This window comes from Desulfoferula mesophila (genome assembly GCF_037076455.1).
Lineage (GTDB): Bacteria > Desulfobacterota > Desulfarculia > Desulfarculales > Desulfarculaceae > Desulfoferula > Desulfoferula mesophila.
Genome location: NZ_AP028679.1, coordinates 2,884,521 through 2,908,087, shown reverse-complemented (window position 1 = coordinate 2,908,087; position 23,567 = coordinate 2,884,521). Strand labels below are relative to the sequence as shown.

Genomic DNA, 23,567 nt, shown 5'->3' with positions numbered 1-23,567 from the left:
TCGCGACAATAAACGGGGCGGCCCCTCATGGGGGCCGCCCTTGCTGTTTGGCGTGGCTGGCTCAGCCCAGGTACTTGCTGACGGCCTCGTAGAAAACCTTGACCCCGGTGAAGAGAACCTCGTCGCTCACGTCGAAGCGGGGCGAGTGCAGGGCCGGTTCGCCGTGGCCGTCGCCGCAGCCCAGGCGCACGATGGCCCCTGGCACCAACTGGGTGAAAAAGGCGAAATCCTCCGAGCCGGTGACCGGCGGCGAGTGGTGCACCTTGTCCAGGCCCACCACCTGGGCGGCGCACTGCTCCATGAACTCCACCACCTGGGGATCGTTGAGGCAAGGGGGGAAAACCTCCTCCACCTCCAACTCGCACTCCACCCCAAAGGTTTCTGATATGCCCCGCACCGAGCGTTGCAAGTGCTGGTTCAGCTCCTTTTGCACCGCCGGGGTCATGGCCCTGATGGTGCCGCCCAGTTCAGCGGTCTCCGGGATGACGTTGAGGGCCGAGCCCGCGTGGAAGCTGCACACGCTTATCACCGCGGGCTCCAGGGGGTCCACCTTGCGCGACACGCCCACCTGCAGGGCGCTGATCAGATAGGCCCCGGCCACCACCGGGTCGTTGCCCTGGCTGGGTCTGGCCCCGTGGGTGCCCTTGCCCTTGATGCGCAGGCGGAAAAGGTCGTTGGAGGCGTGGCTCTGGCCGAAGTTGATGCCCATGTGGCCGATCGGCAAATCGCCGGCCACGTGGGCGGCGATGATGCGGTCCACGGCGGGATTTTCCAAGACCCCCCGCTCCACCATCATGCGGGCCCCCACGCCGGTCTCTTCGGCGGGCTGGAAGATCAGCTTCAGATTGCCCCGCAACTCACCCGCCAGGCCTGATTCCAATACCAGGCGCGCCGTGCCCAACAGAACGGCCGTGTGCACGTCGTGGCCGCAGGCGTGCATCATGCCGGGGTGAGTCGACTTGTAGGGCACCTGGTTCATCTCTTGGATGGGCAGGGCGTCGATGTCGGCCCGGATGGCCAGGGTGGGGCCTTCCTGGGCCCCGGGGATCAGCCCCACCACGCCGGTCATGCCGGACAGGCCGTGGGCCTCGATGCCCATCTGTTTCAGGTGGGCCAGGATTTGCCGGGTGGTGCGCTCCTCCTTGAGGGCCACTTCGGGATGTTGGTGCAGGTCGTGCCGGAGCCCGACCAGCCACTTCTTGAACTCGCCGGTCAGTTTCATGGTGCCCACCTCCCTGGCTAGGCAGCTACCGTGGTCTAGCCTCTCGCCAGCGCTGAAAAAATTGCCCTAGCCTCAGGGTACGCGTCAGAGGGCTCGCGGTCCACCGCTTCAGCCGTCATGGCCCCCTTTATGCGGCCCGTTCGGCTCTCAAAGGTTTACCGGATAGGGCGGCTTCTCGCCCTTGAGCACCGCCGCGATATTGCGGGCGCAGGTCCAGCCCACCTGGTTGAGGCTCTCCATGGTGTAACCGCCGATGTGGGGCACCACGATCACCTGGGGCAGCTCCAGCAGGGGATTGTCTTGGGGCGGCTCCTGGGCCAGCACGTCCAGGGCGGCTCCGGCCAGGCGGCCCTGGGTCAGGGCCTGGTACAGGGCGGCCTCGTCCACCACCCCGCCCCGGCCCAGGTTGAGCAAATAGGCCCCCGGCTTGGCCAAGGCCAGCTCGCGCTTTCCGATAAGGCCCATGGTCTCGGGCGTGCCCGGCAGGTGCAGGCTGATGAAATCCGCTTTGGCCAGCAGCTCGTCCAGGGGCACCAGGGCCAGGCCGAGCTGGGCGGCGAACTCCGGAAGCGGGGTGCGGTTGTAAGCCACCACCTCCATGCCCAGGGCCCGGGCCATGCGGGCCAACTCGCGGCCGATCTTGCCCAGGCCCAGGATGCCCAGGGTCTTGCCCTTTATCTCGCAACCTATGACCGGGGACCAGCCCCCCTCCAACACCTGTTGGCGGGCCTGGGGGATGCCGCGGGCCAGGCACAGGATCAGCCCCAGGGCCAGTTCGGCCACGGCCCGCTGGTTGCCGCCGGGCACGTTGCACACCACCACTCCGCGCTGCCTGGCGAACTCCAGGTCGATGTGGCCGGTGCCGGTGCCGTGCATGGAGACCACCTTGAGGCGCGGCGCGGCCAAGAGCATTTGCCGATCAATGGGGGTCATGCCGCAGACCAGGCCGTCACAGTCGCCGACTAGGTCCCTGGCCGTGGCTTGGTCCACGGGATGGTCCTGCGGGCAAAGCTCCACCTGCCACCCCTGGTCGCGCAGCCACTGGGCGGGTTCGGTGGCTATTTTGCCAAAGGTGGGGGAAAAAGAGCGGATCAACATGGTGCGGTCCCTTTGCTGACCTAGCGGGCCACGATCGCCGCGATGCCCTGGCCGCCGCCGCCGCAGATGGTCTCCATGCCCAAGGAAGCTCCCCGGCGTTTCATCTCTTGCAGCAGGGTTACCATGCGCATGGCTCCCGTGGCCCCGATGGGATGGCCCAGGGAAATGCCCGAACCGTTCACGTTGACCATGGGGTCCATGTCCTCGTAGGTCAGGCCCATGAGCTTGGCGTCGGCCAGCACCTGGGCGGCGAAGGCCTCCTGTATCTCGATGAGGTCTATCTGCTCCAAGGTCAGGCCGGCCTTGTCCAAGGCCTTGTTCACCGAGGCCGGCACGGCCGGGTAGGTGAGAGAGGGATCGGCGGCGGCCACCCCGAAGGAAACCAGGCTGCCCAGGGGAGTCACGCCCAGCTTGCTGGCGGTTTCCTCGCTCATCAACACCACGGCGGCCGCGCCGTCGTTTTCGGTGGACGAGTTGCCCGCCGTGCAAATGCCGTCCGGGTACACGGTGGGCAGCTTGGCCAGACGCTCCAGGGAGGAATCGCGCCGGGGCGGTTCGTCCTGGCTGACCAGATTGACCGCGCCTTTTTTGCCGGGCACCTCCACCGGCACGATTTCTTCATCGAACTTGCCCGCGTCGATGGCCGCGATGGCCCGTTGGTGGCTGCGCAGCGACCAGCGGTCGGCCTCCTCGCGGGTAACGCCTTCGGCCTTGGCCGCGGCCTCGGCCCAGGACATCATGGAGTTGAGCTCGCCATAGCGCTCCACGGGCTGGGACATCACCCGCGCCCTCTGGATGCGGTCGAACAAGGGGATACCCCACATGGGCAGGGCTCCGTGGCCCCGGGGCATTAAGCCCCACTTGGGGTCTTTGGCCCCGCCCACGCCCCATTTCATGAATTCGCCGGGAATGTAGAATTCGGCCCGGCTCATGCTGTCCACCCCGCCGGCCACCACGATGTCGGCGTAGCCGCTCATGATCTTCATGGCGCCCTGGCAAATGGCGTCCAGACCCGACAAACAACGGCGGTCGAGGGTCATCCCGGTCACGTGGTCGGGCCAGCCGGCGGCCAACAAAGACATGCGGGCGATGTTCACCGATTCGCCGTTTTGGTAGGACTGGCCCATGATCACGTCGTCCACCGTTGCCGGGTCCACTCCGGCCCGTTTGACGGCTTCGTTGAGGACCAGGGCGCCCAGTTTGTAGGCCGGGACATCGCGCAGGGAGCCAATGTAATTGCCGATGGGGGTGCGCACCGCGCCGCAAATCATAATTTTCATGGGATGCTTCTCCTGTAATGCAACTCAACTGGAAAGCCCGCCAATGCCCTTGGGCCAAGTCGTCCGGGGTCGCGCCGCTCTACTGCCGGGGCGCGGTTCGGGTCAGGCGATCCGCAAAATTATCTTGCCAACGTTGAGGTTGGCCTCGATCCGTTCATGGGCCGCCCTAACATCGCTCAAGGCAAGCACACTGTCAATAACCGGCTTCAACTCACTCGCGCTGAAGCGGGCCGCGTATTTGGCGATAAACTCCTGGCTCAAGCGCACCCGGTAGTCCAGGGAGCGACTGCGCAGGGTGGTGCCCTTTATCGTAAGGCGCTTGTTGAGCATGGGCCGCAGGTCCACCTGCTCCACCTGATGGCCGCCGATAAAGGCCAGCATCACCATGCGGCCGTCCACGGCCAGGGAAGACAGGTTGCGCTGGTAGTAGGGGGCCGCGATGAAGTCGATAAGCACGTCCGCGCCATGGCCCTCGGTGGCCTCCATCACCCTGGCGGGAAAATCTTCCAGCTTGTAGTTGATGCCCACATCGGCCCCCAGGGAGCGGCAAGCCTGAAGCTTCTCCGGAGAACTGGCGGTTACCAGGACCCTGGCTCCGGCCATTTTGGCCAACTGGATGGCCGAGGTGCCCACCCCGCTGGCTCCGGCGTGGATCAACACGTTCTCGCCGGCTTGCAGCTCGCCCAACCAAAACAGCGCCTGGTAAGCGGTGAGAAAAACCTCGGCCATGCCCGCCGCCTGCTCCAGGGCGATGCCCTCGGGGATGGGCATGGCCAGCCCCTCGTCCAGGGCCGCGTACTGGGCGTAGCCGCCGCCGGAGAGGATGCCGAACACCTTGTCGCCGGGCCGGCGCAGTTCGCAGCCGGGCCCGGTCTCCACCACCTCGCCGGCCATCTCCAGGCCCAGGATTTCGCTTTCGCCGGGGGGAGGGGGATACATGCCCCGGCGTTGCAGGGTGTCGGCCCGGTTTACCGCGGTGGCCGCCACCTTGACCAGCACTTGCCCCTCCTTGGGCGCGGGGTCCGGGGCCTCGCCCAGGTAGAGTTGTTCGGGGCCTCCGGGTTGTTTGACCAGTACCGCTTGCATGCTGCCTCCACTTTGCGTTTCAAGCCATACGGGCCAATTTTACCCCAGGCCGGCCGGGAGCGCCGGGAAACTGGGCTCTGGTTTGGCTATTCCACCCAGGGCATGCTCGGCAACTGCACCTTCAGGGCGTACTCGAACAGGAAGTCCACCGCCAGGGGGGCCAACACCGCCAGCGGCCCCACCACGGTCATTTTGCGCTCGCCCAGGAGGACGCAGAATCCCAGGATGCCCAGCACCGAACTGATCATGAAGCCCAGATACTCCAGCCCCAGCAGGTACAGGAGCATGCCGCCCACGTAGATGCATACCCTGAGCGCCGCGTGGTAATTCATCTTGCTGTAGCCGAAGGTTTTGCGCCGGCGAATCAGGTCCAGGGCCAGCAGGCCCGAGAACAGGCAGCCCAGTAACAGCAGAGAGTTGGGGAACAGGAGGGCCGAGACGCCGAAGCCGCCGGGGGTTTCCACTTGGGCCGGGAACAGGATCAGATAGCAAAACAGAAAGAAAGCTAAGAGAACCAGGGCGCCGACAAGTTGCAGGGCGAATTGCGACACGCGCAGGTAGCCGCCCCGGCCGTCCGTGGCGGCCTCGGCTGCCTGCTCCGGTTCCGTGGGATCCGGAGCATGGGGGGGCGCCAGCTTGGCCACCCTCTGGCGCTGCCGCCATTTGCTGTAGAGAATGGTGCTCACCGAAATGGCGGTGAATATCCACAGACCGATGGACAGGGGGCTGTCGAAAAGAATGGCGATGTCGCCCTGGCTGATCACCATGGCCCGGCGGAAGTTGTCCTCCAGCAAGGGGCCCAGGATAAAGCCGATGAGGAAGGTGGCGCGCGGGAAGTTGAGCTTGTTCAGGGCGTAGCCCAGCAGACCGAAGGTGAAGGTCACCCCCACGTCGAACAGGCTTTGGTTGAAGGCGTAGGAGCCCACCGCGCACAGCACCAGCATCACCGGGAAGATGATGGTGACCCTGAGCCCCGCCGCCTTGGTAAAGGCGGGCAGCAGGCCCCGGGCTATGCAGTAGAGCAGAAGGTTGGCGGTGAGCAGGCCCGCGTACAGGCCGTAGATAACTTCCGGCGCTTCCTGGAAAATCAGAGGGCCGGGGGTCAGGTCGTGGATCAGGAAGGCTCCCACCAGGATGGCCGCTTCCACGTCGCCCGGCACGCCCAGGCCCAACAGCGGCACCAGGTTGGCCCCGCTCACCGAGTTGTTGCCCGACTCGGCCCCGGCGATGCCCTCCACCGAGCCCCGGCCGAACTCCTCGCGGTGCTTGGATTGGCGCCAGGCGGCGTCGTAGCCCATGAAAGCTCCCAGGGTGGGCCCCAGGCCGGGGATGATCCCGATGGTGGTGCCCAGCAGGGAGCCGCTGATCATGGGGCGCACCATCTGCTTCCAGTCCTTGCGGGTGATGCGGGTGTCGTCCTTGCAAGAGGGTGGGGGGATGTGCGCCTTTACAGTCTTCACCCTCTCTTCGTACTGGGCCATGATTTCGGGAATGGTCAGCAGGCCGATGAGCATGGGCACCAGGGCGATGCCGTCCACAAGCTCGTTGAGGTCAAAGGTGAGCCTGGGCAGGGAGGTGCCTGGATCCAGGCCGATCAAGGCCACCAGCAGGCCGAGCAGTGCGGTGATGAGGCCCTTGAGCAGGGACTTGCCCGAGGCCGGGCCCACGATGGTCAGGGCCATGATGGCCACGGCGGTGAACTCGCCGGGGCCGAATTGCAGGGCCACCCGGGCCAGGTTCACGGCCAGGAAAATAAGCACGATGTCGCTGAAGGTGTCGCCGATCACCGAGGCGGTCAGGGATATCTTGAGCGCCTTGATGGCCTTGCCCGCCTTGGCCAGGGCATGGCCGTCGGCTACAGTGGCCGCGGCCGCCGAGGTTCCCGGCGCGCACAAAAGTATCGCCGAAATGGAGCCGCCGAAGATGCCGCCCTTATAGGCTCCCATGAGCATCATCAGGCTGGGTAGGGCGGGCAGGGTGAGGGTCAGGGGGATGACCATGGCGATGCCCATGGTGGCGGTCAAGCCTGGGATGGCCCCCAGGATGATGCCCACCATCACCCCGCCAAAAAGGTATATGAGGTTGCCCGGGGCCAGGATTTCAGCGAAGCCATTAAATAATAGATCCCACATGTGCTTTCCTCGAATGGTGGTATCGCGTCACTAGGCCCCTTGGTCGGATCTTGGTGATGGGCGGCCCCAGCCTGCTGAACAGGCTGAAGTGTGCCGCGGCGTTTGGCTTGCTTGCGGCCCCGCTATCCCTTCACACGGGCGCGGGTCCACAAAAATCAACGGCCGGGAGCCACCCATCGCTCGGTTTATCCCGAGCTACTTTTTCTTTTCCAGACCCACGGTCTTGAGGTCCTCGCCCATTTCCTTAAAGCCCTTCTCGCAGAACTTGGCGTAGTCAGGGCCGCTCATGAACATGGGGGCCATGCCCAGATCGATCATTTTCTTCTGGATGGCCTTGTCTTCCACGGCGGACTTGAAGGCGGCCTGCAGCTTGGCGCGGCGGTCTTCCTTTATGCCCGCCGGAGCGGCGAAGCCCAGCCAGGAGTCGATGTCCACCTTGTAGCCTAGGTCGTGCAGAGTGGGCACATCGGGCAGCAAGGGCCAACGCACCGGGCTGGCCGAGGCCAACATGCGCAGTTCGCCGGTCTTCACCTGGGGGGCGATGTCCATGGGGTTGCCCACGATCATATCCACGTGGCCGCCCAGCAGGGCCACGGTGGTCTCCTTGCCCGACTTGTAGCGGACCCAGACCACGTTATCCATCTTCTTGCCCGTGAACTTGGCCAGGCGGGGGAAGAGGATGGCCTGCACCGGGCTGGGGGTGGCCATGGTCAAACGCTTGCCGCTCTCGATGGCCTTCATCAGATCGGCCCAGGTCTTGTAGGGCGAGTCGGCCTTCACGGCCACGCCGTAGAGGTAACGGCACACACCGGCGATGAAGGCGAAGTCCTTGAGGGTGTAGTTGACCTTCATCATGTGCGGGGCCACGGCCATGGGCGAGAAGCTGGTTACGCCGATGGTGTAGCCGTCGGGTTTGCGGGTGGCCAGATAGGTGGGCTCCACCGTGCCGCCGCCGCCAGGCTTGTTGACCACGGTGATGGTCTGGCCCAGGGGCTTTTCGGCCACCGAGCAAAGCAAGCGGCTGGTAAGGTCGGTGGTGCCGCCCGCGCCGTAGTTGACGAGGAAGGTGATAGGTTTGTCGGGGTAGGCGGCCAGAGCCGTGCCGCCCAGCAACACCAGCGACAGGGCCGCGATGCCGGCCAAAATGGTTCCCAGTTTACGACGCCTCATGCGACTCTCCTTTTCCCTAGGTTTGACTTCGCTACCTTGCGATCAGGTAGAACTCCTCATGTCCTCTCGATCCCGACGCCGGTGGCCGGCTCAGGCCGCGCCCGAGGCGTTGCGCAGCACCGGCGTTTCGTACTGGTCCGTGGTCATGTCGATCATCACCGGACCCTGGGGCCGGCGTTCGGTTTCCAATACTTCGCCGAGTTCCTCCAAGGTGTTCACGCTATAGGCCCGGGCCCCAAAGCCCTTGGCCACGGTGGCAAAGTCGATGTGGCTGAAGTCGGTGGAAATGTGGTTGTCACCATAGCGGGCAAGCTGCACGTGCTTTATCCAGCCCAGCACGTCGTTGTTGAACAGGCAGGTGATCACCGGCAGCTTCAGGCGCACCATCACCTCCATCTCCTGCAAGGAAAAGGCGTAGCCGCCGTCGCCCGCGAACAAAAACACCCGCTCGGCCTGGGGGCGGGCCAGGGCCGCGCCCACCGCGGCCGGGGCGCCCCAGCCCAGGCCGGCCAGGCCCCGCGGGGCCAGGTAGTAGCGGCCGGCCTCCTTGAGGCGCAGGTAGGCCGCCGCCCAGCCCGAGGGCAGGCTGGCGTCGCACACCGCCAGGTCGCCGGGAGCCATGGCCTGGTCGATCAGGCGGGTGACCGCCTGGGCCTTGAGGGGATCGCCGGGAGCCTGGGGCCGCAGGGTGATGTCGTCGTACCATTTCTGGTTGATGGCACGCAGCTCCTCCAGGTTCCATTGGTAGGCGAAGCTGTCGCCTTCCAAGGCGCTCAGGAGATCGCCCAGGCCCAAGCGGGCGTCGCCCACCAGGGGGATGCTATCGGGGAAGTTGCGCCCGATCTCCTCGGCGTCGATGTCCAGGTGGATGGTGGTCACGCCGTAGGCCGGGCAGTCGTAGCCAAAGGTGGCCAGTTGCCCCGCCTTGCAGCCGATGAAAAACACCAGGTCCGCCTGGCGCACCACCTCGTTGGCCTTGGGGCTGCCCATGGAGCCGGTGACCCCGAACACCTGGGAATCGGTTTCGGCCATTACCCCCTTGCCGGTGATGGTGGTCACCACGGGGCATCCCAGCTTGCGGGCCAGGGCGGCCAGTTCGCCGAGGGCTCCGGAGGAGTGCACCCCGCCGCCGGCCAACAGTACCGGCTTCTTGGCCTGGAGCAATGCCTGGCGGGCCGCCAGGGTTTGGGCGGGGTCAAGGGCGCTGCGGTGGCGGGGGAAGGTGGCGTCGGGTTTGACCCGGCGCAGCCAGTCTATGTCCAAATCGCCCACGTCGTCGGGCATGGCCAGCACCACCGGGCCGGGGCGGCCGCTAACCGCCACCCGGATGGCCTGGTCCAGCACGTTTTCCAAGGAAGCGGGCTGGGTCAGGGTCACCTGCCACTTGCTCACCGGCTTGAACATCTCCAATTGCTGCATGGCCTGGGAGGCGTTGCCCCGTACCCGGCGGTGCTCCCAGGCGCGGGAGATGTCGGAGATGATGGCCAGCATGGGTATGGAGGAGCAATGGGCCTCGGCCAGGGGGGAGAGCAGGTTGGTGGCGCCGGGCCCCACCGTGGCGTCGCACACTCCCAGCTTGCCGGTGAGGCGGGCGTAGGCGTCCGCCGCGAAACCGGCGCTGCGCTCGTCGCGCATAAGTACGTGATTGATGGCCCCGCCGCTCTTGCGAATGCCTTCATACAGGGGCAGGGTTTGTCCGCCGGGCACGCCGAAAACGTGCTGCACGCCGCTTTCGGCCAGTAGTTGCGCCAGTCTGTCGCCAACGGTCATGATCTGAAATCCTTCCTCGATGTTTTGGCGGGGCCGCGAGCCCCATGCGGTTAAACCAGGCGATCCTTCTGGATGCAAAAGTCCAGGTTCTTGATGATGCGCATCAGGTAGCGGTCGCGGTCGCGCAGGATGTCGCTCAACTCCCGGCCGCGATAGTCGTAAAAGCCTTCCCCGCTTTTGACCCCCAGCTTGCCCTCCTCCACGCGGGAGAACAGCGGCGCGGGGTGATGGTCCAAAGGCGGGTCGAAAAATTCCTGGTCCTGCAGGTTGCGGGCGCTCAGCTCCAGGCCGGTGAAGTCGTAGCGCTGCACCAGGCCCAAGAGCATCATGCGCGGGGCGATGCTGGCCTTGACCGCCAGGTCCAGGTCCTCGGGGCTGATGTAGCCGTTTTCCAGCAGGAAGAATATTTCATAGCCCAGCAGGCGCTGGATGCGGTTGATGACGAAACCGGGCACGAACTTTTCGATGACGATGGCCTTTTTGCCCAACACCTCCAGCAGGGCCAGGGTGGTGTCCACGGTAGCCTGCTCCACCCTGGGGTCCTTGACCACCTCCACCAGGGGGATGATGTGGGGCGGGGCGAACCAATGGGAGATGATGGAGCGGGGGATCAAGGCTTCGGGCAGCAGATCGTAGATGTTCAGGGTGGAGGTGTTGCTCCACAGCAGGCTGCCCTGGGGCAGGTGCTCGGCGATCTGGGCGTAGACCTGGCGCTTGATGTCGCGCTTCTCGCTGACCGTTTCCACCACCAGGTCGGCCTTGCCCACCGCTTCGGCCAGGCTCTCCGCGAAATCCAGGCGCGTGCCCGCCGCCCGGGCCGCCTCGGCCTCCAGCTCCCCGAACTCCACCAAACTGTCCAGGTTGGCCTGGAATATCTTTTTGGCCTGGGCCGGCATCTGGGGATTGGCATCAAAGCCGGTGACCCGGAAACCGGCCAGGGCAAAGGCCTGGGCCAGGCCGGGTCCCATGGTGCCCAGCCCGATTACCGTGATGTTTTTGATCTGATCCAAGTGCATGTGTCTAACGTCCTCGTTGATGGGCTTAGGCCTGCTTGGCGGGCAGACCCAGGTATTGCCGGGCCTCGGCCGGGGTGGCGGGCTCTTTGCCCAGCTCGCGGGCGATGCGCACCACCCGGGCCACCAACTGGGCGTTGCTCTCGGCCAACTGGCCCTTGGCGTAGTAGATGTTGTCTTCCAGGCCCACCCGCACGCAGCCGCCCATGACCATGGCCATGGTGGCCAGGGGGAGCTGGGCCGAGCCCACCCCGGTGCAGTTGAAGATGCTGTCCGGCGGCAGGTTGTTCACCAGCGAGGTGAGGGTGGCGGGGCTGGCCGGTTCGGCCCCCTGGTAGCGCATGCCCAGCACGATGTTGACGTAGTAAGGCTTTTGCACCCGGCCTTCCCTTATGATCCGGTGCACCTCGTGCATCATGGAATGGCTGTAGACCTCCATCTCCGGTTTGATGCCTTGCTTGGTTATCTGCTCCACGAACCAGTCGATCTCTTCGGGCATGTTGGAAAAGGGCACCCCCTTGTAGGGGCCGGCCACCCGCATCAGGCTGCCCATGTTCAAGGAGGCCATGTCCGGGCCGGCCTTGATGCAGTTGATGCGCTGCTCCTGGGTCAGGTTGGGGCCGCCGCCGGTGCTGTCTTGGATGATGAGGTCGCATTTGTCGCGGATGCGGCCATGGATGTCCTCGAATACGGCCACCTCCGAGGTGTTCTCGCCCTGGGGATCGCGGGCGTGGATGTGCACGATGGCCGCCCCCTCGTTGTAGCACTGCAAGGCCGACTCGGCGATCTCCGCCGGCTGCTCGGGCACGTTGGGGTTGAGCGACTTTTTGGTGATGGCTCCGGTCTGGGCCACGGTGATGACCACGCGGTCGGCGGGGATGGCGTAATCCATGCCTGGGCACCCTTTCTCAGGCCTCCGCGGGGGAGGCGATGTTTTTCAGCTAAGATCGCAAACGTTTGCAGTAATCAGCAAAAAATTCCGGGCCTTTTAATCGGCTCCCCAGTTCCGGTCGCTTTCCGGCCGCCTCAGCGGCTGGGCCATACTCCGGTGGATTCCCGGACCACGAACGCGGAGGGGATGACGACATGCCGCTCCCGGCAATCGCCTGTTTCGATTAACTCGATAAGAACCCTGGCCGCCGCCCGACCCACCTGGATCACGGGGACCTTGATGGTGGTCAGCGGCGGGTCGGTCAAATCAACCAAGTCCGAGCAGCCAATGGCCACCACGGAAATGTCTTCGGGTATGCGCAGCCCGCGGCTGTTGATTTGATGCAAGACGCCGGGAGTGGTGGCGTCGTTGATGCTGATTACTGCGCTGGGCGGGTCGGGCAGGTCGAGCAATTCCCCCATCAGCCGAAAGGCGTCGGTCTTGGAGAAGTCGCTTTCTTTTAGGTATTTATCCTTATATTCCAGCCCCTTGTCACGGAAAGCCGCCTTGTAGGCCTCCAGGCGTACCAGGGAATATATGGAATTCATGCCACCCAAGATAAAGGCGATATCCCGGTGGCCCAAGTTGAGCAGGTAGGTGATGGCCCGGTAGACGTCCTGATAATTTTCCGAATTCGCGCTGGGCAGGTCGAACTCCCAGCTATCGGGAAAGCCGGGAACCACCACGGCGGGAACGCCGTCCTTGGCCAGTTCGGGAAGGTAGGGGTCGTCTATGCGGTTGGCCAACACCACGATGCCGTCCACCAGGTGGCTGTGATACAGCGAGGCATAGCTCTGCTGCTGGTTGATCACCAGCATCAGGTGGTAGCCCATGTCGTTGGCCACCGAGCTAAGGCCGAGCAACATGTGTGAAAAATAAGGATTCTGAAAGGCGAACTCGCTGGTGCGGGAGATGATCACTCCCAGAACCCCTATGCGGTTCTGCACCAGGGCCTTGGCCGAGGAATGGGGGTGATAATTGAGTTCCCGGGCGATTTCCAGGACTTTTTTGCGGACCTCGGGGCGCACCCCGCTTTGCTGGTTCAGGGCCCGCGAGACGGAGGAATAGGAAACACCGGCTTTCTTGGCGATTTCCTTGATGGTGGCCATGAACCCTCACCGCCTCCGTTAAGTAATGATTTGGGATATCGCAAACGTTTGCAGTTTGTCAAGCCCCTATTTCCCCGGCGCAGCCAAACAGCGGCAGCGCCCCCGCCCTAACCAGGGGCGCGCCAGCGGCATGGTTGGGCGCTTAATTCAGGCCAGAATCAGGGAGTGGGACCACGAGCGGGGCTCAGGAGCAATCGGAGGAAAGAAACGGGCGGCTGGGGCCATGGCCGGCTTATTAAAGCCAGGCTAGCCCCTCGCCGCCCTTAAGTCAGAGCGCCAATCGCAAGATTGGCAAAGGATGAAAACCGTGCTTGATGCCGCCAGCTAGGCGAAACAGCAGGCGACTTCGCCCAGGCGGTCCACCACCAGGTGGATGGAATCGCCCGGAGCCACGTCCACGGCCGCCGAAGCGGCGCCCGAGAGGATGATCTCGCCGGCTTTCACGCCCACGCCCATCTCGGCCATCTTGTTGATGAGCCAGGCCACCGACTGGATGGGGCTGCCCAAAACCGCGGCTCCGGCTCCGGTGCCGGCCAGGCGGCCGTTTTTGGTCAGCACGAAGCCCACGTGGCGCAGGTCCAACTCTCCCAAGGGGATCAGGCTGGCGCCGATCACAATGGCGGCGGACGAAGCGTTGTCGGCCACGGTGTCCTGGATCTTGATCTTCCAGTCCTTGATCCGGCTATCGATGATCTCCAGGGCGGGGGTGACTCCGGCCACGGCCAGGGCCACCTCGGCCGGGGTCACCGGACCCATGAGATCCTTGCCCATCACAAAAGCGATCTCGCCCTCGATGCGCGGCTGCAACAGGGTGCCGGTTTCAAAGGCCACCCCCTGGTAGACAAGCATGTCGTCCAGGAGCACGCCGTAGTCGGGTTCGTCCACGCCCAGCATCTGTTGCATGGCCGGGCTGGTTAGGCCGATCTTCTTGCCCACCACCCGGGCCCCCGCCTTGATCCGGGCGTCGACGTTGATGGTCTGAATCCGGTAGGCCTCCTCTACGGTGATGCCGGGGTAGGTCTCGGTCAGCGCGGCGATGGGCTTGCGGTCTTTGGCCGCCTGGGCCAGGCTCTTGGCGGCCTGGGCGATCTGCTTTTGGTTCATGCTCATGGTTTATTTCTCCCCGTCCAGCCCTATCTCAGTGGGCGTGATGCGGTTGACGATCCAGGAACTTTTGCCGCAGGGCGTCGGCCAAATGGGAAGCCAGGCGCTCCTTGGACCAGTTTTCGCTAAGCCCCCGGCTAAGCACCGGCCAGGTGAGGCGCACCTCGTCGTTGGGTCCGGGCAGGGTGACCATGGTGCTCTGGCCCAAGCGTCCCACGCCCAGGCGCACCCCGTCCTTGGCGTGGCGGCCCTGGCCCTTGGTGAACTTGAGTACGTAGGGCGTGGCCGCCTGGGGGTCCAGGGCCAACAGGGCCTCCACCGTCTGGTCCTTGCCCTCGGCCCCCACCCCGCCGGTGGTGACGATCAGGCCGTAGCCCTCTTCCACCGCGTCGCGCAAGGAGCCCGCGATGCGGTTCTGCTGGTCGGGCAGGGGAGGCGAGGTGGTCACGCTGAAGCCCATGTCCTCCAACCGGCCCTTGAGGAAAGGCGTGTTGGTGTCCTTGATCTGACCGTTGATCACCTCAGTGCCGGTGGGAAAGATTTTGGCCCGCCGGGCCAGGCGCTGCTTGATCTGATCGGCCAGCTTTTCGGTTCGCTCCAGAACCTCGCGGCCCTCGTCCGGCCCCAGGCTGATCATGCCCAGGATGCCGTCTGAGTGCACCTCGGTGTCCGGGCTGATCTGAACCCCCGCCACCCGCCCCAGGGCGTCCAGCAGGGCCTGTTTGCGGGCCACGATCTGGCCGGCCTCCACGGTGGGGGTGAGCACGTCGAACACCAGGTGATTGGTCTGGGCGTCGGTGACCATGATCTCCGGGGGGGTGAGCCCCAGCACCTTGCCCGCCGCCTCGGCGCAGGCCGCCAGGTCGGCATCGCGCAGGGAGATGGGGGTTATCCAGATTTCGGTTTTTTCCAAAAGGCGATACTGCATGATGTTCACTTATGCTTGGATCACGTCAAAGCGCATGGGCAGGCAGGGGGCGTCCACCACGCTGTAGCCGATATCAACCGCGTCGATGTCCAGGCCGGCCAGAGCTGGCAGGTCCCTTAGGCGCAGGTTGCCGGCAAAGGCCAGCTTGACCTTCTCCCGCAGGTTTTCGCGGCGCAAGGCGACGGAGGCGGCTTCCAGGTCGTCCAGGTTGCCGGTGTCCACCATCAGGGTGGCCGCGCCCATTCGCGCGGCGGCCAGGGCCTCTTGGGCGATGGGCTCCATTTCCCCGCGCAACTGGATCACCACCGGCATTTGCAAGGGAGCCACCGCCTCCATGGCTTGGGTCACGCCTCCCAGGATGCGAACGTAGTTTTTATCCACGTACACAAAGGGGTGGGGAGCCATGCGCATGCGCAACCCGCCGTGGGCCACGGCCTGGCGGACCTGGCCCTTGATGACGTGGGGCATCTTCTTGAAGGCCCCGCACACCACCAGAAAGCGGCCGCCGGCCAGGTCCAGGGCCCGCCGGGCCCCGGTGGCGATGCCCGAGGCCTTGGAGAGCTCGCCCAGGAGCAGCTCCTCGGCCCTGATGATATAAAAGGGAGTTCCGGTCAGGCTGGCCACCACCTGACCGGCGGACACCTCGCCGCCGTCGCTCAATGACGAGGCGAAGCTGACCCCGGTCTGGGCGGCCAACTCGGCGGCGCGGGTCAGGCCGCTGAGCACCCCGGCCTGTTCAGCGGTGATCTGCGCCCGCAGCAAACGGTGCTGGTGGCCGTCGAATATCCGTTGCCGAATATCCGGCGGCCACCAATGCACGGAGGTTGCGGGCGCATAAGGCGTCATCAGGCAACTTGATCCAACATCGACGGATCGACGTTGCGTTGGGCCAGCCATTTGGGCAGCAGCTTTTGCTCCACCCGCTCCATCACGCCCGGCGCCACCTTGTAAAGGTGTTCGGCCAGGGGGGCGCTCACGTTGAGCCCGCCCGGCGCGCCGTCGAACAGAATCACCTTGTCGGTGCCCGTGGTGTGATAGGCGTAGTCCATGGCCCCGTCCAGGTTGTCGGCCAATAGGGCGTGCTTCATGTAGTTGAGGTTCATGGGGTCTCGGTCAAACAGCTCGGCCTGCTGTTTGCCCACCACGATGGTGGGGCTCTTCTCGGCGAAGAACACCGAGGGGTAGCCGATCCAGGCGTAGTTGTGCACCACGGTCTTGATGGCCGGGTTCACCGGCGGCACCTCGGGAATCAGGGGCTTGCCCCGGTCGTCGTACATGGTCTCGGTGTACCAGGTGTAGGGCGGCAGGGGATAGTCCAGGTCGAAGACGTCCAGGTTGGCGCAGGTCATGTTGGCGTAGATGACCCCGCAGGCGAAGACGTAGGGCACCGGGCAAGGGAAGTCCAGGATCACGATGCACTCGTCGATGGCCCCGAACAGGGTCATGATCTTGCCGTAATCGCGCATGCCGGCCACGGTGACCCGGTCGTTGAGGGCGTAGAGGTCGGCGTCGGCGTCCACCCCGGTGGCCCCGGCGGGGGACATGGTGAGGAAGCAGGCAAAGGCGAACTTGCTCTGCACGAACTCGGACTCGAAGATGGAGCGGGCCACGAAGTTGGCCGCCCGGGGGCCCAGGTTCATGTGGTAGGTGGAACGGGTTTCGCAGCGGGCGTAGCTCATGCCGAAGGGCTTGACCGCCCGGTCCACCTGGCGGTGGAAGTGCACCTCGCGCACGTCGCTGTTGTGGGCGTGGATGATGAAGTCGGCGTCATAGGCCTTCTTGAGACCGAACAGGGTGCCCAACTCGGTTTCGATGGGAATGCCCGCGTCGATGGGGGCGATGCCCAGGGCCTTGCCGTTAAAGTACTCGTCCAGGCCGTGGGCTTTGATGTATTCCTCGGTCTCGCGGAAGCGCATGCCCAAACCGGCCCGCAAGCGGACCTCCTTGCACTCGGTACGCTGCTCCACCATGTCCTTGATGGTCCGGAGCATCTCCGCGTAGGGCTGGCCGCCGTAAAAGGTGAAGCCGTGGTGGGAGGCCAGGATGTTCACGGTGCTGCCCGGAGTGATCTTGGACATGTCCACCTTGGCCAGGGCGGCCTCGGTCTCCTTGCGGATCGTCGACACGTCGTTGCCGGCCTTGGGGAAGATCACCGGCGGCAGGCCGCTGACTAGGTCGGCTAGGGGAACGCCCACGATGTTTTTCAACTCGGCGCCCCGCTTGAGAACGTACTTGGGGTCCACGCCGTATTGGGAAACCCGGGTAGGGGCCGGGTCGATGGCCTTGTTGTACATGGCGTCCGCCTTTCCCTTAAGATTTCAGGTCGTGGACGGGGGCATCCACCACGCTGTCGAGCAGCTCCCGGTCGTTGTCGAACCTGAAGCCGGGGTGCTCCTTTTTCACCTTGTCGCTCACGTCCCATACGGTGGCGGTGCGGCCGTACCACTGGTAGCTCTGCTTGGGGCGCTCGAAGGTTTTGCCCGCCGCCTCCAGGAAGCGCAGGATGGGCTGGTTGCACTCGATGCCGCAACCGGAGCCGGCGCCGGTGGCCCGCACCAACTGGGCGGGGTCGGAGGCGCCGTCCAGAATGGCGGCGGCCAGCTCCTCGGCCCGGGTGGCGGTGCAGTAGCAGACGATCTGTTTGGGATGGAAATGGGCCTTGCGGCAAAGCGCGCGAATCTCGTCGTAGTCAAATCGGCTCACGTCGGTGGCCAGATCGAAGGGCTCGCAGGGAACCATGGAAATGGCGTGATCGGGACAGCGCTGTTCGCAGTTCCAGCAACCCACGCAAACATCGAAATTAATATTGACCTGTGGCTTGCCGTCCACCCGCGCCACCTCGATGGCGTAAACCGGGCAGACCATCTGGCAGTTTTTGCAGCCCCGGCATAGCTCCATATCCACTTGGGGCTGTACCCTAACCGTCTTCATTTTTTTCTCCTAACCCATGCGCCGGGCGGGACCAAGAATAAGCCGGGCCCCGCCTCAATCCGCCGAGGGTCTGAGGTTGGCTATGGATTCCTGCAACACTCCGCTCAACTCCTGGGCGGCACGCACCACCATGAGCCTTAGATCGCTCGGAGTTTTTTCAAAGCGTTCCTTGGGAACTGAAACGCTCAAGGCCGCGATAACCTGGTTGTCCAGGAAGACCGGCGCGGCAACGCATTTGAGCCCCATTTCAATTTCTTCGTCGTCCTGGGCGAAACCCTGCTCGCGCACCAGGTCCAACTCCTGCTTGAGCTGGTTCCAGGTGGTGATGGTGTTTTGGGTAAAAGAGGGCAGGCCGGTTTCTTCCACCGCCTCCTTGACGTCGTCTTCGGGCAGGTGGGCCAACAGAACCTTGCCCACCCCGGAGCAGTGGGCTGGAAGTTTTTGTCCGACCTGGGAAACGACCACCCTCACGGTGTGGTTGCTTTCGATCTTGTCCAGGTACAGGGCCTGGTTCTTGTGCAACACCGCCAGGTGCACCGTCTCCCCGGTCTGCTGGTTCAGGCTGCGCAAAAGGGGCTTGGCCGTGCTCTTGAGGTGGCGATAGGGCTTTACCAGGCTGCCCAGGAAAAAGAGCTTCATCCCCAGGCGGTACTTGCCCGTCTCGGGATTCTTTTCCAGGTAGCCTTCCTCTTCCAGGTTGGAAATGATGCGGAAGACCGTGGTCTTGTTGTATTGCAGCTTTTCGGTGATTTCAGTGGCTGAAAGCTCATCCACCTTGTCGTGGAACAACTCCAACAGCCGAAACGCTTTTTGCAGCACCTTGATCCGGTACTTGCCGTTATCACCGCCGCCGTTACTCTTCATAATATGAATTCCCCAATTCAAATATAACATATTCTTGCCCGGCCAGGCCTGTCAAGGGAAAAAACGGCGGCGGACCGACACCGATTGGCGTTGTGGGATGGGAAAACATGATGCCCCCCCTGGTTGAAGGTTTTCCTTTTACGCTGCATAGGCGAGTCATTTTTAGCTAACGGTCGGGCAAATTTTTCATACGGCGGTAACTCCGTTTGTTTAATGAGGGTTACAGGGAAAAGCACCGGTCACGTCATTCCCCGGGGCCAGGCCGACATTGCAATTATGCCCATTAAACAAGAGAACGCAGCGTTCTACCCTCAGCAAGGGCGTTTTAAATATTGTAACTCCTGTTTCACTTCTTGCCCAGTTGGGATTGGCCACCGCGCTTTTTTGCCGCTAAAAAACCTTGACAGAGGTCGTCGGGGCCTAGTAATTTATAAATTGCACCGCGTATTTCACAATGAGAAACCACAGCATGCATTGAAACAGATGCGCCGCCCGAGTGGTTTTGCAGATTTTTTGTATGCCTCGTCGCCCTGCATCCAAATACCTGGCGGGCTTCGCCCTGTTGGCAGTGGCTGTAGCCATCACCCGCAAGGGCAAGGAATTGGCGGCGGCCTAGAAACCAAACCAAGGGCCGGGCTCCGCGGGGGAGCCCGGTCCTGGCCGCGCTCCTTGAAAGGACGCGCGATTAATGCCTCAAGACCTGAGAGCCTACTTGGCGCAACTGGAACGGGACAAGCCAGAAACAATGCTGCGCGTGAAAAAGCCCCTGAAGGCCGCCGACGAGATCACCGCCTTGCGGCGCAAGCTCGACGCCATGAAAAAGTTCCCGGTGATCATCGTGGAAAGGCCCGTCCTGGATGACGGCACTGAGAGCGCATTTCCGGCAAGGACGTTTGGGGCGCCTGCCCGGAGTGCAGCCAGCTTTTTTGCATTGCCCTTTTTGCCACGCCGGGTTCGACAAAAAGGACTCGACGATGACCTGGGGGCAATGAAAACGGTCGGAACCCATCCTGCTCTCGGCATCGTCTACCAGGAGCGGACAACCAGAAATACGAGGAAGCAATGAGCGAGCAAAAAACCAAGACGGCGGAGACGCAAAAGGTCTTTCTGCTGGGCAACGAAGCCTTGGTGAGGGGCGCCCTGGAAGCCGGGGTGGACTACGCTTCGGCCTATCCCGGCACGCCATCCTCCGAGATCATCGAGCGCCTGTCCCATGAGGCCAAAAAGCGCGGCATCCACGTGGAATGGTCGTCCAACGAGAAGGTGGCCTGCGAAGGCGCCGGCGCGGCGGCGGTGGCTGGGTTGGGCAGTCTGGCGGCCATGAAAAACGCCGGGCTGGCCGTGGCCCTGGACTTTCTCACCCACTGCAGCCTCACCGGCCTGGGTGACCAGGGCGGTTCCATGGTGGTGGTGGTGTGCGACGACCCGGACGCCCACTCCAGCGGCGACGAAACCGACAGCCGCTGGCAGGCGCGCTTCGCCTACGCCCCCATGCTGGAGCCCACCAACGTGGCCGAGGCCCGGGAGATGATCCGCTATTGCTTTGACCTGTCCCGCGAGTACGACTGCTACGTGTTCCTGCGCAGCTATACCCGCCTGTCCCACGGGTCCAGCATCGTGGAGCTGGGCCCCTTGCCCGAGGCCAAGAAGGGCCAAGCCCACCCCGACTGCTCCGCCGCGGTCAACCCCTACCTGGGCAAGGTCCATCACGTGATGGCCCTGGAGCGCCTGGCCAAGATCAAGGAGGTGTTCGAGACCTCCAAGTTCAACGAGTATTTCGGTCCCGAGGACGCCGAGCTGCTGGTAATCGCCAGCGGCAACGGCGTTTCCTGCGGCCGGGAGGCCCTGGAGATGCTGGGCCTCGAGGATCAGGTGGGCCTGCTCAAGCTGGCCACCCTGTGGCCCTTCCCGACGGAGCTGGTGCGCGCGCGCGCCAAGCAGGCCAAGCAGATCCTGGTCCTGGAAGAGGTGGACCCGGTGGTGGAGGTGCTGGTCAAGGACGCCCTCAACGGCACCGAGGCCGCTTCGGTGCCGGTGCTGGGCAAAGAGTCGGGCCACGTGCCCATGGCCGGGGAGATCACGCCCGACCGCGCCCTGGACGCCCTGGGCAAGCTAACCGGCAAGACCCACCAGGGCCCCGGCGAGGCCTACCAGGCCAAGCTGAAGCAAATCACCGACGAGATGCTCATCAGCCGCGGCCTTACCTGGTGCCCCGGCTGTCCCCACCGGGCCAGTTTCTGGGCCCTGGACAAGGCCGTCAAGGCCGAGGGCGGCGAGGTCTACGTCACCGGCGACATCGGCTGCTACACCCTGGACGTGTTCCCCGAGGGCAAGTGCCAGATGAACATGCTGCACGCCATGGGCTCCAGCATCGGCTTGGCCTCCGGACTGGGCCAGATGCACAAGTTCGGCTGGGACAAGCCGGTGGTGAGCATCTGCGGCGACTCCACCTTCTACCACGCGGTGTTGCCCGGCCTGGTCAGCGCCATCTACAACCAGGCCAACCTGGTGCATGTGGTTTTGGACAACTCCGCCACGGCCATGACCGGTTTCCAGGCCCACGCGGGCGTGGGCTACAACGCCATGGGCGAGGCCGCTCCGAAGATCGACGTGGTCAAGCTGTGCGAGGCCCTGGGCGTGCCGGTCACGGTGGCCGATCCCTTTGACATTAGAGGCGCCACCAAGGCGCTGCGCGGCGTGATGGCCGAGGGTCAAGGCGTGCGCATTCTGGTGCTGCGGCGCGCCTGCGAGCTGGTGCGCATGAAGGCGGACAAAAACAAGCCTTACAAGGTGGTGGTCAATCAGGACAAATGCAAAGGTGAAGAGTGCGGCACCTGCTACAGCAAGTTCCGCTGCCCCGCCTTGCTCAAGGACCCGGTGACCGGCAAGGCGAGCATCCGCGAAGACGCTTGCCCCGGCTGCGGCGCCTGCGCCTCGGTCTGTCCCTTCAAGGCTATTGAGATTCAGGAGGTGGCCAAATGAGCCTTGCCACGGACCCCTACAATCTGATCGTTTGCGGCGTGGGCGGCCAGGGCAACATCCTCATCGCCCGGCTCATCGGACGCATTCTGGCTGAAAACGGCTATCACCTGGCCATCGGCGAGACCTTCGGCGCGGCCCAGCGCGGCGGCTCGGTGTTCTCCAGCCTGCGCATCTCCAAAAAGCACGCCTATGGTCCCCTGATCCCCAAGGGTGGCGCCAACCTGATCGTCAGCTTGGAGCCCCTGGAGACCCTGCGCCTTCTGAGCAATTTCGGCAACGAGAACGTGGTTACCTTAAGCAACACCCAGACCGCCATGCCGGTGGGGGTGTTGGCCGGACGGGCCGAGTATCCCGACGTGGACAAGCTGCGCCGGGCCATCCAAGAGCTCAGCGCCAAGGCCCTGTTCACCCCGGCCACCGATATCGCGGTGGAGCTGGGCGCGCCCATCGTTTCCAACATCGTGCTCTTGGGCGCCCTTTTGGGGGCCAAGCTGCTGCCCATCAGCGAGGAGGAGGTCAAGCAGGACATGGCCTCCACCTTCCCGCCCAGCAAGCTGGAGCTCAACTACCAGGCCTTGCAGCGGGGGATCGAGACCGTGGCCTAGCCCCGCATATTCCACTGGCCCACCCCCTGGTCCGCTCCGGGGGGCGGGGTTACAATAGAGGCCCGGCCGCCGGAGTTGTTGCCGTTGCGTCCGGGCCTTGCCATATTCTCATCCAAGCCTCCTGGCCTTTGGGGGCAAGCGGAGACCGTGTAATGCAATCAGCTATAGATCGCCTGCAACCTGAATTGGACGCCCTGGAGCTGGACGCCGCCTTCGTGCTCAAGCCCCACGATGTTTTCTATTTGGCCGGCTACGCCTCGGTTTGCTCGGGGGTGCTCGTCTCGGCCCGGCAAGAGCCCATATTCTGCACCCTATGGCTCGATGCGCCCGAGGCCAGGGAGCGTTGCAACCTGGACCGGGTGGGCACCTACGTCTTCCCCGAGCAGAGCCTTATGGGGCGCATGATCAAGATGCTCAAAAAGCAGGGCGGGCCAGCGCCCAAGCGCATCGGCATCGAGAAGGACTTCATGGTGGCCCGGCAGTACGAGATGCTGGTGGGCGAGTTTCCCCAGGCCGAGCTGGTGCACATCACCCCGCTGATCGACAAGCTGCGGGCCATCAAGACCCCCCAGGAGCTAGCGCACATCCGGGCCGCCGCGGCCCTGGCCGACCAGGCCATGGAGGTTGCCCTGGCCGCCGTGGCTCCCGGAGTCAGCGAGCTGGAGGTGGCCGCCGAGGCGGAATACGCGATGCGCAAGGCCGGTTCCCTGCGCCCCGCCTTCAGCACCTTCGTGGCCTCGGGAGAGCGCACTCTGTTGGCCCACCCCATCGCCTCGCCCAGGATCATGCAGCCCGGCGAGCCGGTGGTCATAGACCTGGGCGCGGTGGTGGCCGGCTATTCCTCGGACCTGTGCCGCACCACCTTCGTGGGCGAGCCCACCGAGAGGCAGCGCGACTACCTGCGCCTGGTGCATCAGGCCCAAGAGGCGGCGGCCGCGGCGCTGAGGCCCGGCGCGGCGGCCAAGGAGGTCTACGCGGCGGCCCGGGCGGTGTTCGCCTCCCAGGGCCTGGAGCGCCTGTTGCCCAGCGACCTGGGCTACGGGGTGGGGCTCAGGCAGTCGGAGTTTCACCCGGTGATCGAGCGGCACAGCGCCACCGAACTTCTGGAAAACATGGTGGTGGCCCTGATGCAGACCACGGCCTATGACCGCGAAGTGGGTGGCCTCAGGGTGGAAGACACTTTCTGGGTTTCCGCACAGGGGGCGGTGCGGCTTACCAGGCACCGCCAGAATCTGTATTGAGCGGGGCGCCGAGTATCGGCGAAGCGTAATTTTTAGTAGAATAGGCTCCGTCGGTGGCGCGCAAGCCCGCCACGGGCTTGGCCCGCAACGTTGCACCCAAG

At 64.2% G+C, this 23,567-nt stretch carries 20 protein-coding genes; 4 read left to right on the top strand and 16 right to left on the bottom strand.

What is annotated here, in order from left to right; translation table 11 throughout:
• Positions 1 to 61 precede the first annotated feature (61 nt).
• The 16 genes from AACH32_RS13210 to AACH32_RS13135 all read right to left on the bottom strand — a co-directional run bounded on the left by AACH32_RS13210 (position 62) and on the right by AACH32_RS13135 (position 18,638).
• Positions 62 to 1,222, bottom strand: coding sequence for a M20 metallopeptidase family protein (locus tag AACH32_RS13210; protein WP_338600260.1), 1,161 nt, complete (start codon positions 1,220 to 1,222; stop codon positions 62 to 64).
• 147 nt (positions 1,223 to 1,369) lie between these two features.
• Positions 1,370 to 2,320 (bottom strand): phosphoglycerate dehydrogenase, encoded by a 951-nt coding sequence (locus tag AACH32_RS13205; RefSeq protein WP_338600258.1) that lies wholly within the window; start codon positions 2,318 to 2,320, stop codon positions 1,370 to 1,372.
• A 20-nt stretch (positions 2,321 to 2,340) separates the two neighbouring features.
• Positions 2,341 to 3,600 (bottom strand): thiolase family protein, encoded by a 1,260-nt coding sequence (locus AACH32_RS13200; RefSeq protein WP_338600255.1) that lies wholly within the window; start codon positions 3,598 to 3,600, stop codon positions 2,341 to 2,343.
• 102 nt (positions 3,601 to 3,702) lie between these two features.
• A complete protein-coding gene (locus tag AACH32_RS13195; protein ID WP_338600252.1) occupies positions 3,703 to 4,686 on the bottom strand; it encodes an NAD(P)H-quinone oxidoreductase in 984 nt (327 codons plus the stop codon).
• Positions 4,687 to 4,772: 86 nt separating this feature from the next.
• Positions 4,773 to 6,818, bottom strand: a complete 2,046-nt coding sequence (locus tag AACH32_RS13190) for a tripartite tricarboxylate transporter permease (protein ID WP_338600249.1) — start codon at positions 6,816 to 6,818, stop codon at positions 4,773 to 4,775.
• A 195-nt stretch (positions 6,819 to 7,013) separates the two neighbouring features.
• Positions 7,014 to 7,988, bottom strand: coding sequence for a Bug family tripartite tricarboxylate transporter substrate binding protein (locus tag AACH32_RS13185; RefSeq protein WP_338600247.1), 975 nt, complete (start codon positions 7,986 to 7,988; stop codon positions 7,014 to 7,016).
• Between the two features lie 90 nt (positions 7,989 to 8,078).
• Complete coding sequence (locus AACH32_RS13180; protein WP_338600245.1) at positions 8,079 to 9,758, bottom strand: thiamine pyrophosphate-binding protein; 1,680 nt, start codon at positions 9,756 to 9,758, stop codon at positions 8,079 to 8,081.
• Between the two features lie 50 nt (positions 9,759 to 9,808).
• Positions 9,809 to 10,774, bottom strand: coding sequence for a 3-hydroxyacyl-CoA dehydrogenase family protein (locus AACH32_RS13175; RefSeq protein ID WP_338600243.1), 966 nt, complete (start codon positions 10,772 to 10,774; stop codon positions 9,809 to 9,811).
• A gap of 25 nt (positions 10,775 to 10,799) precedes the next feature.
• Complete coding sequence (locus AACH32_RS13170; protein ID WP_338600241.1) at positions 10,800 to 11,663, bottom strand: 3-keto-5-aminohexanoate cleavage protein; 864 nt, start codon at positions 11,661 to 11,663, stop codon at positions 10,800 to 10,802.
• A 134-nt stretch (positions 11,664 to 11,797) separates the two neighbouring features.
• Positions 11,798 to 12,811, bottom strand: coding sequence for a LacI family DNA-binding transcriptional regulator (locus AACH32_RS13165; RefSeq protein ID WP_338600239.1), 1,014 nt, complete (start codon positions 12,809 to 12,811; stop codon positions 11,798 to 11,800).
• A gap of 324 nt (positions 12,812 to 13,135) precedes the next feature.
• Positions 13,136 to 13,921: a 2-keto-4-pentenoate hydratase gene (locus tag AACH32_RS13160; RefSeq protein WP_338600237.1), complete on the bottom strand. Its 786-nt coding sequence runs from the start codon at positions 13,919 to 13,921 to the stop codon at positions 13,136 to 13,138.
• 28 nt (positions 13,922 to 13,949) lie between these two features.
• Positions 13,950 to 14,843, bottom strand: coding sequence for a molybdopterin-binding protein (locus tag AACH32_RS13155; RefSeq protein ID WP_338600235.1), 894 nt, complete (start codon positions 14,841 to 14,843; stop codon positions 13,950 to 13,952).
• A gap of 9 nt (positions 14,844 to 14,852) precedes the next feature.
• Positions 14,853 to 15,689 (bottom strand): hypothetical protein, encoded by an 837-nt coding sequence (locus AACH32_RS13150; protein WP_338600233.1) that lies wholly within the window; start codon positions 15,687 to 15,689, stop codon positions 14,853 to 14,855.
• Positions 15,689 to 17,137, bottom strand: coding sequence for a hypothetical protein (locus AACH32_RS13145; RefSeq protein ID WP_338600231.1), 1,449 nt, complete (start codon positions 17,135 to 17,137; stop codon positions 15,689 to 15,691). Before AACH32_RS13145 ends, AACH32_RS13150 begins: the two co-directional genes overlap by 1 nt.
• A 16-nt stretch (positions 17,138 to 17,153) precedes the next feature.
• The gene (locus AACH32_RS13140; RefSeq protein WP_338600228.1) at positions 17,154 to 17,774 is read right to left on the bottom strand and encodes a 4Fe-4S binding protein; all 621 of its coding nucleotides are present in this window, start codon (positions 17,772 to 17,774) and stop codon (positions 17,154 to 17,156) included.
• Positions 17,775 to 17,828: 54 nt separating this feature from the next.
• A complete protein-coding gene (locus tag AACH32_RS13135) occupies positions 17,829 to 18,638 on the bottom strand; it encodes an IclR family transcriptional regulator (protein ID WP_338600226.1) in 810 nt (269 codons plus the stop codon).
• A gap of 688 nt (positions 18,639 to 19,326) precedes the next feature.
• On the opposite strand from AACH32_RS13135, the gene AACH32_RS13130 reads away from it, so the two are divergent.
• The 4 genes from AACH32_RS13130 (at position 19,327) to AACH32_RS13115 (ending at position 23,466) form a co-directional block, all read left to right on the top strand.
• Entirely contained in the window at positions 19,327 to 19,704 is a 378-nt protein-coding gene (locus AACH32_RS13130) for a hypothetical protein (protein WP_338600223.1), read from the top strand.
• Positions 19,701 to 21,620: a thiamine pyrophosphate-dependent enzyme gene (locus tag AACH32_RS13125; protein WP_338600221.1), complete on the top strand. Its 1,920-nt coding sequence runs from the start codon at positions 19,701 to 19,703 to the stop codon at positions 21,618 to 21,620. Before AACH32_RS13130 ends, AACH32_RS13125 begins: the two co-directional genes overlap by 4 nt.
• Positions 21,617 to 22,225: an indolepyruvate oxidoreductase subunit beta gene (locus AACH32_RS13120; protein WP_338600218.1), complete on the top strand. Its 609-nt coding sequence runs from the start codon at positions 21,617 to 21,619 to the stop codon at positions 22,223 to 22,225. The genes AACH32_RS13125 and AACH32_RS13120 overlap by 4 nt, the downstream gene beginning before the upstream one ends.
• Before the next feature lie 152 nt (positions 22,226 to 22,377).
• Entirely contained in the window at positions 22,378 to 23,466 is a 1,089-nt protein-coding gene (locus AACH32_RS13115; protein WP_338600215.1) for a M24 family metallopeptidase, read from the top strand.
• Positions 23,467 to 23,567: the final 101 nt, after the last annotated feature.

Coding starts and splice junctions, on each gene's coding strand:
- AACH32_RS13130 (WP_338600223.1), top strand. CDS start 19,327: ATGCCTCAAGACCTGAGAGCCTACTTGGCGCAACTGGAACGGGACAAG.
- AACH32_RS13125 (WP_338600221.1), top strand. CDS start 19,701: ATGAGCGAGCAAAAAACCAAGACGGCGGAGACGCAAAAGGTCTTTCTG.
- AACH32_RS13145 (WP_338600231.1), bottom strand. CDS start 17,137: ATGTACAACAAGGCCATCGACCCGGCCCCTACCCGGGTTTCCCAATAC.
- AACH32_RS13185 (WP_338600247.1), bottom strand. CDS start 7,988: ATGAGGCGTCGTAAACTGGGAACCATTTTGGCCGGCATCGCGGCCCTG.
- AACH32_RS13165 (WP_338600239.1), bottom strand. CDS start 12,811: ATGGCCACCATCAAGGAAATCGCCAAGAAAGCCGGTGTTTCCTATTCC.
- AACH32_RS13200 (WP_338600255.1), bottom strand. CDS start 3,600: ATGAAAATTATGATTTGCGGCGCGGTGCGCACCCCCATCGGCAATTAC.
- AACH32_RS13135 (WP_338600226.1), bottom strand. CDS start 18,638: ATGAAGAGTAACGGCGGCGGTGATAACGGCAAGTACCGGATCAAGGTG.
- AACH32_RS13150 (WP_338600233.1), bottom strand. CDS start 15,689: ATGACGCCTTATGCGCCCGCAACCTCCGTGCATTGGTGGCCGCCGGAT.
- AACH32_RS13190 (WP_338600249.1), bottom strand. CDS start 6,818: ATGTGGGATCTATTATTTAATGGCTTCGCTGAAATCCTGGCCCCGGGC.
- AACH32_RS13160 (WP_338600237.1), bottom strand. CDS start 13,921: ATGAGCATGAACCAAAAGCAGATCGCCCAGGCCGCCAAGAGCCTGGCC.
- AACH32_RS13170 (WP_338600241.1), bottom strand. CDS start 11,663: ATGGATTACGCCATCCCCGCCGACCGCGTGGTCATCACCGTGGCCCAG.
- AACH32_RS13115 (WP_338600215.1), top strand. CDS start 22,378: ATGCAATCAGCTATAGATCGCCTGCAACCTGAATTGGACGCCCTGGAG.
- AACH32_RS13210 (WP_338600260.1), bottom strand. CDS start 1,222: ATGAAACTGACCGGCGAGTTCAAGAAGTGGCTGGTCGGGCTCCGGCAC.
- AACH32_RS13155 (WP_338600235.1), bottom strand. CDS start 14,843: ATGCAGTATCGCCTTTTGGAAAAAACCGAAATCTGGATAACCCCCATC.
- AACH32_RS13120 (WP_338600218.1), top strand. CDS start 21,617: ATGAGCCTTGCCACGGACCCCTACAATCTGATCGTTTGCGGCGTGGGC.
- AACH32_RS13180 (WP_338600245.1), bottom strand. CDS start 9,758: ATGACCGTTGGCGACAGACTGGCGCAACTACTGGCCGAAAGCGGCGTG.
- AACH32_RS13205 (WP_338600258.1), bottom strand. CDS start 2,320: ATGTTGATCCGCTCTTTTTCCCCCACCTTTGGCAAAATAGCCACCGAA.
- AACH32_RS13195 (WP_338600252.1), bottom strand. CDS start 4,686: ATGCAAGCGGTACTGGTCAAACAACCCGGAGGCCCCGAACAACTCTAC.
- AACH32_RS13175 (WP_338600243.1), bottom strand. CDS start 10,774: ATGCACTTGGATCAGATCAAAAACATCACGGTAATCGGGCTGGGCACC.
- AACH32_RS13140 (WP_338600228.1), bottom strand. CDS start 17,774: ATGAAGACGGTTAGGGTACAGCCCCAAGTGGATATGGAGCTATGCCGG.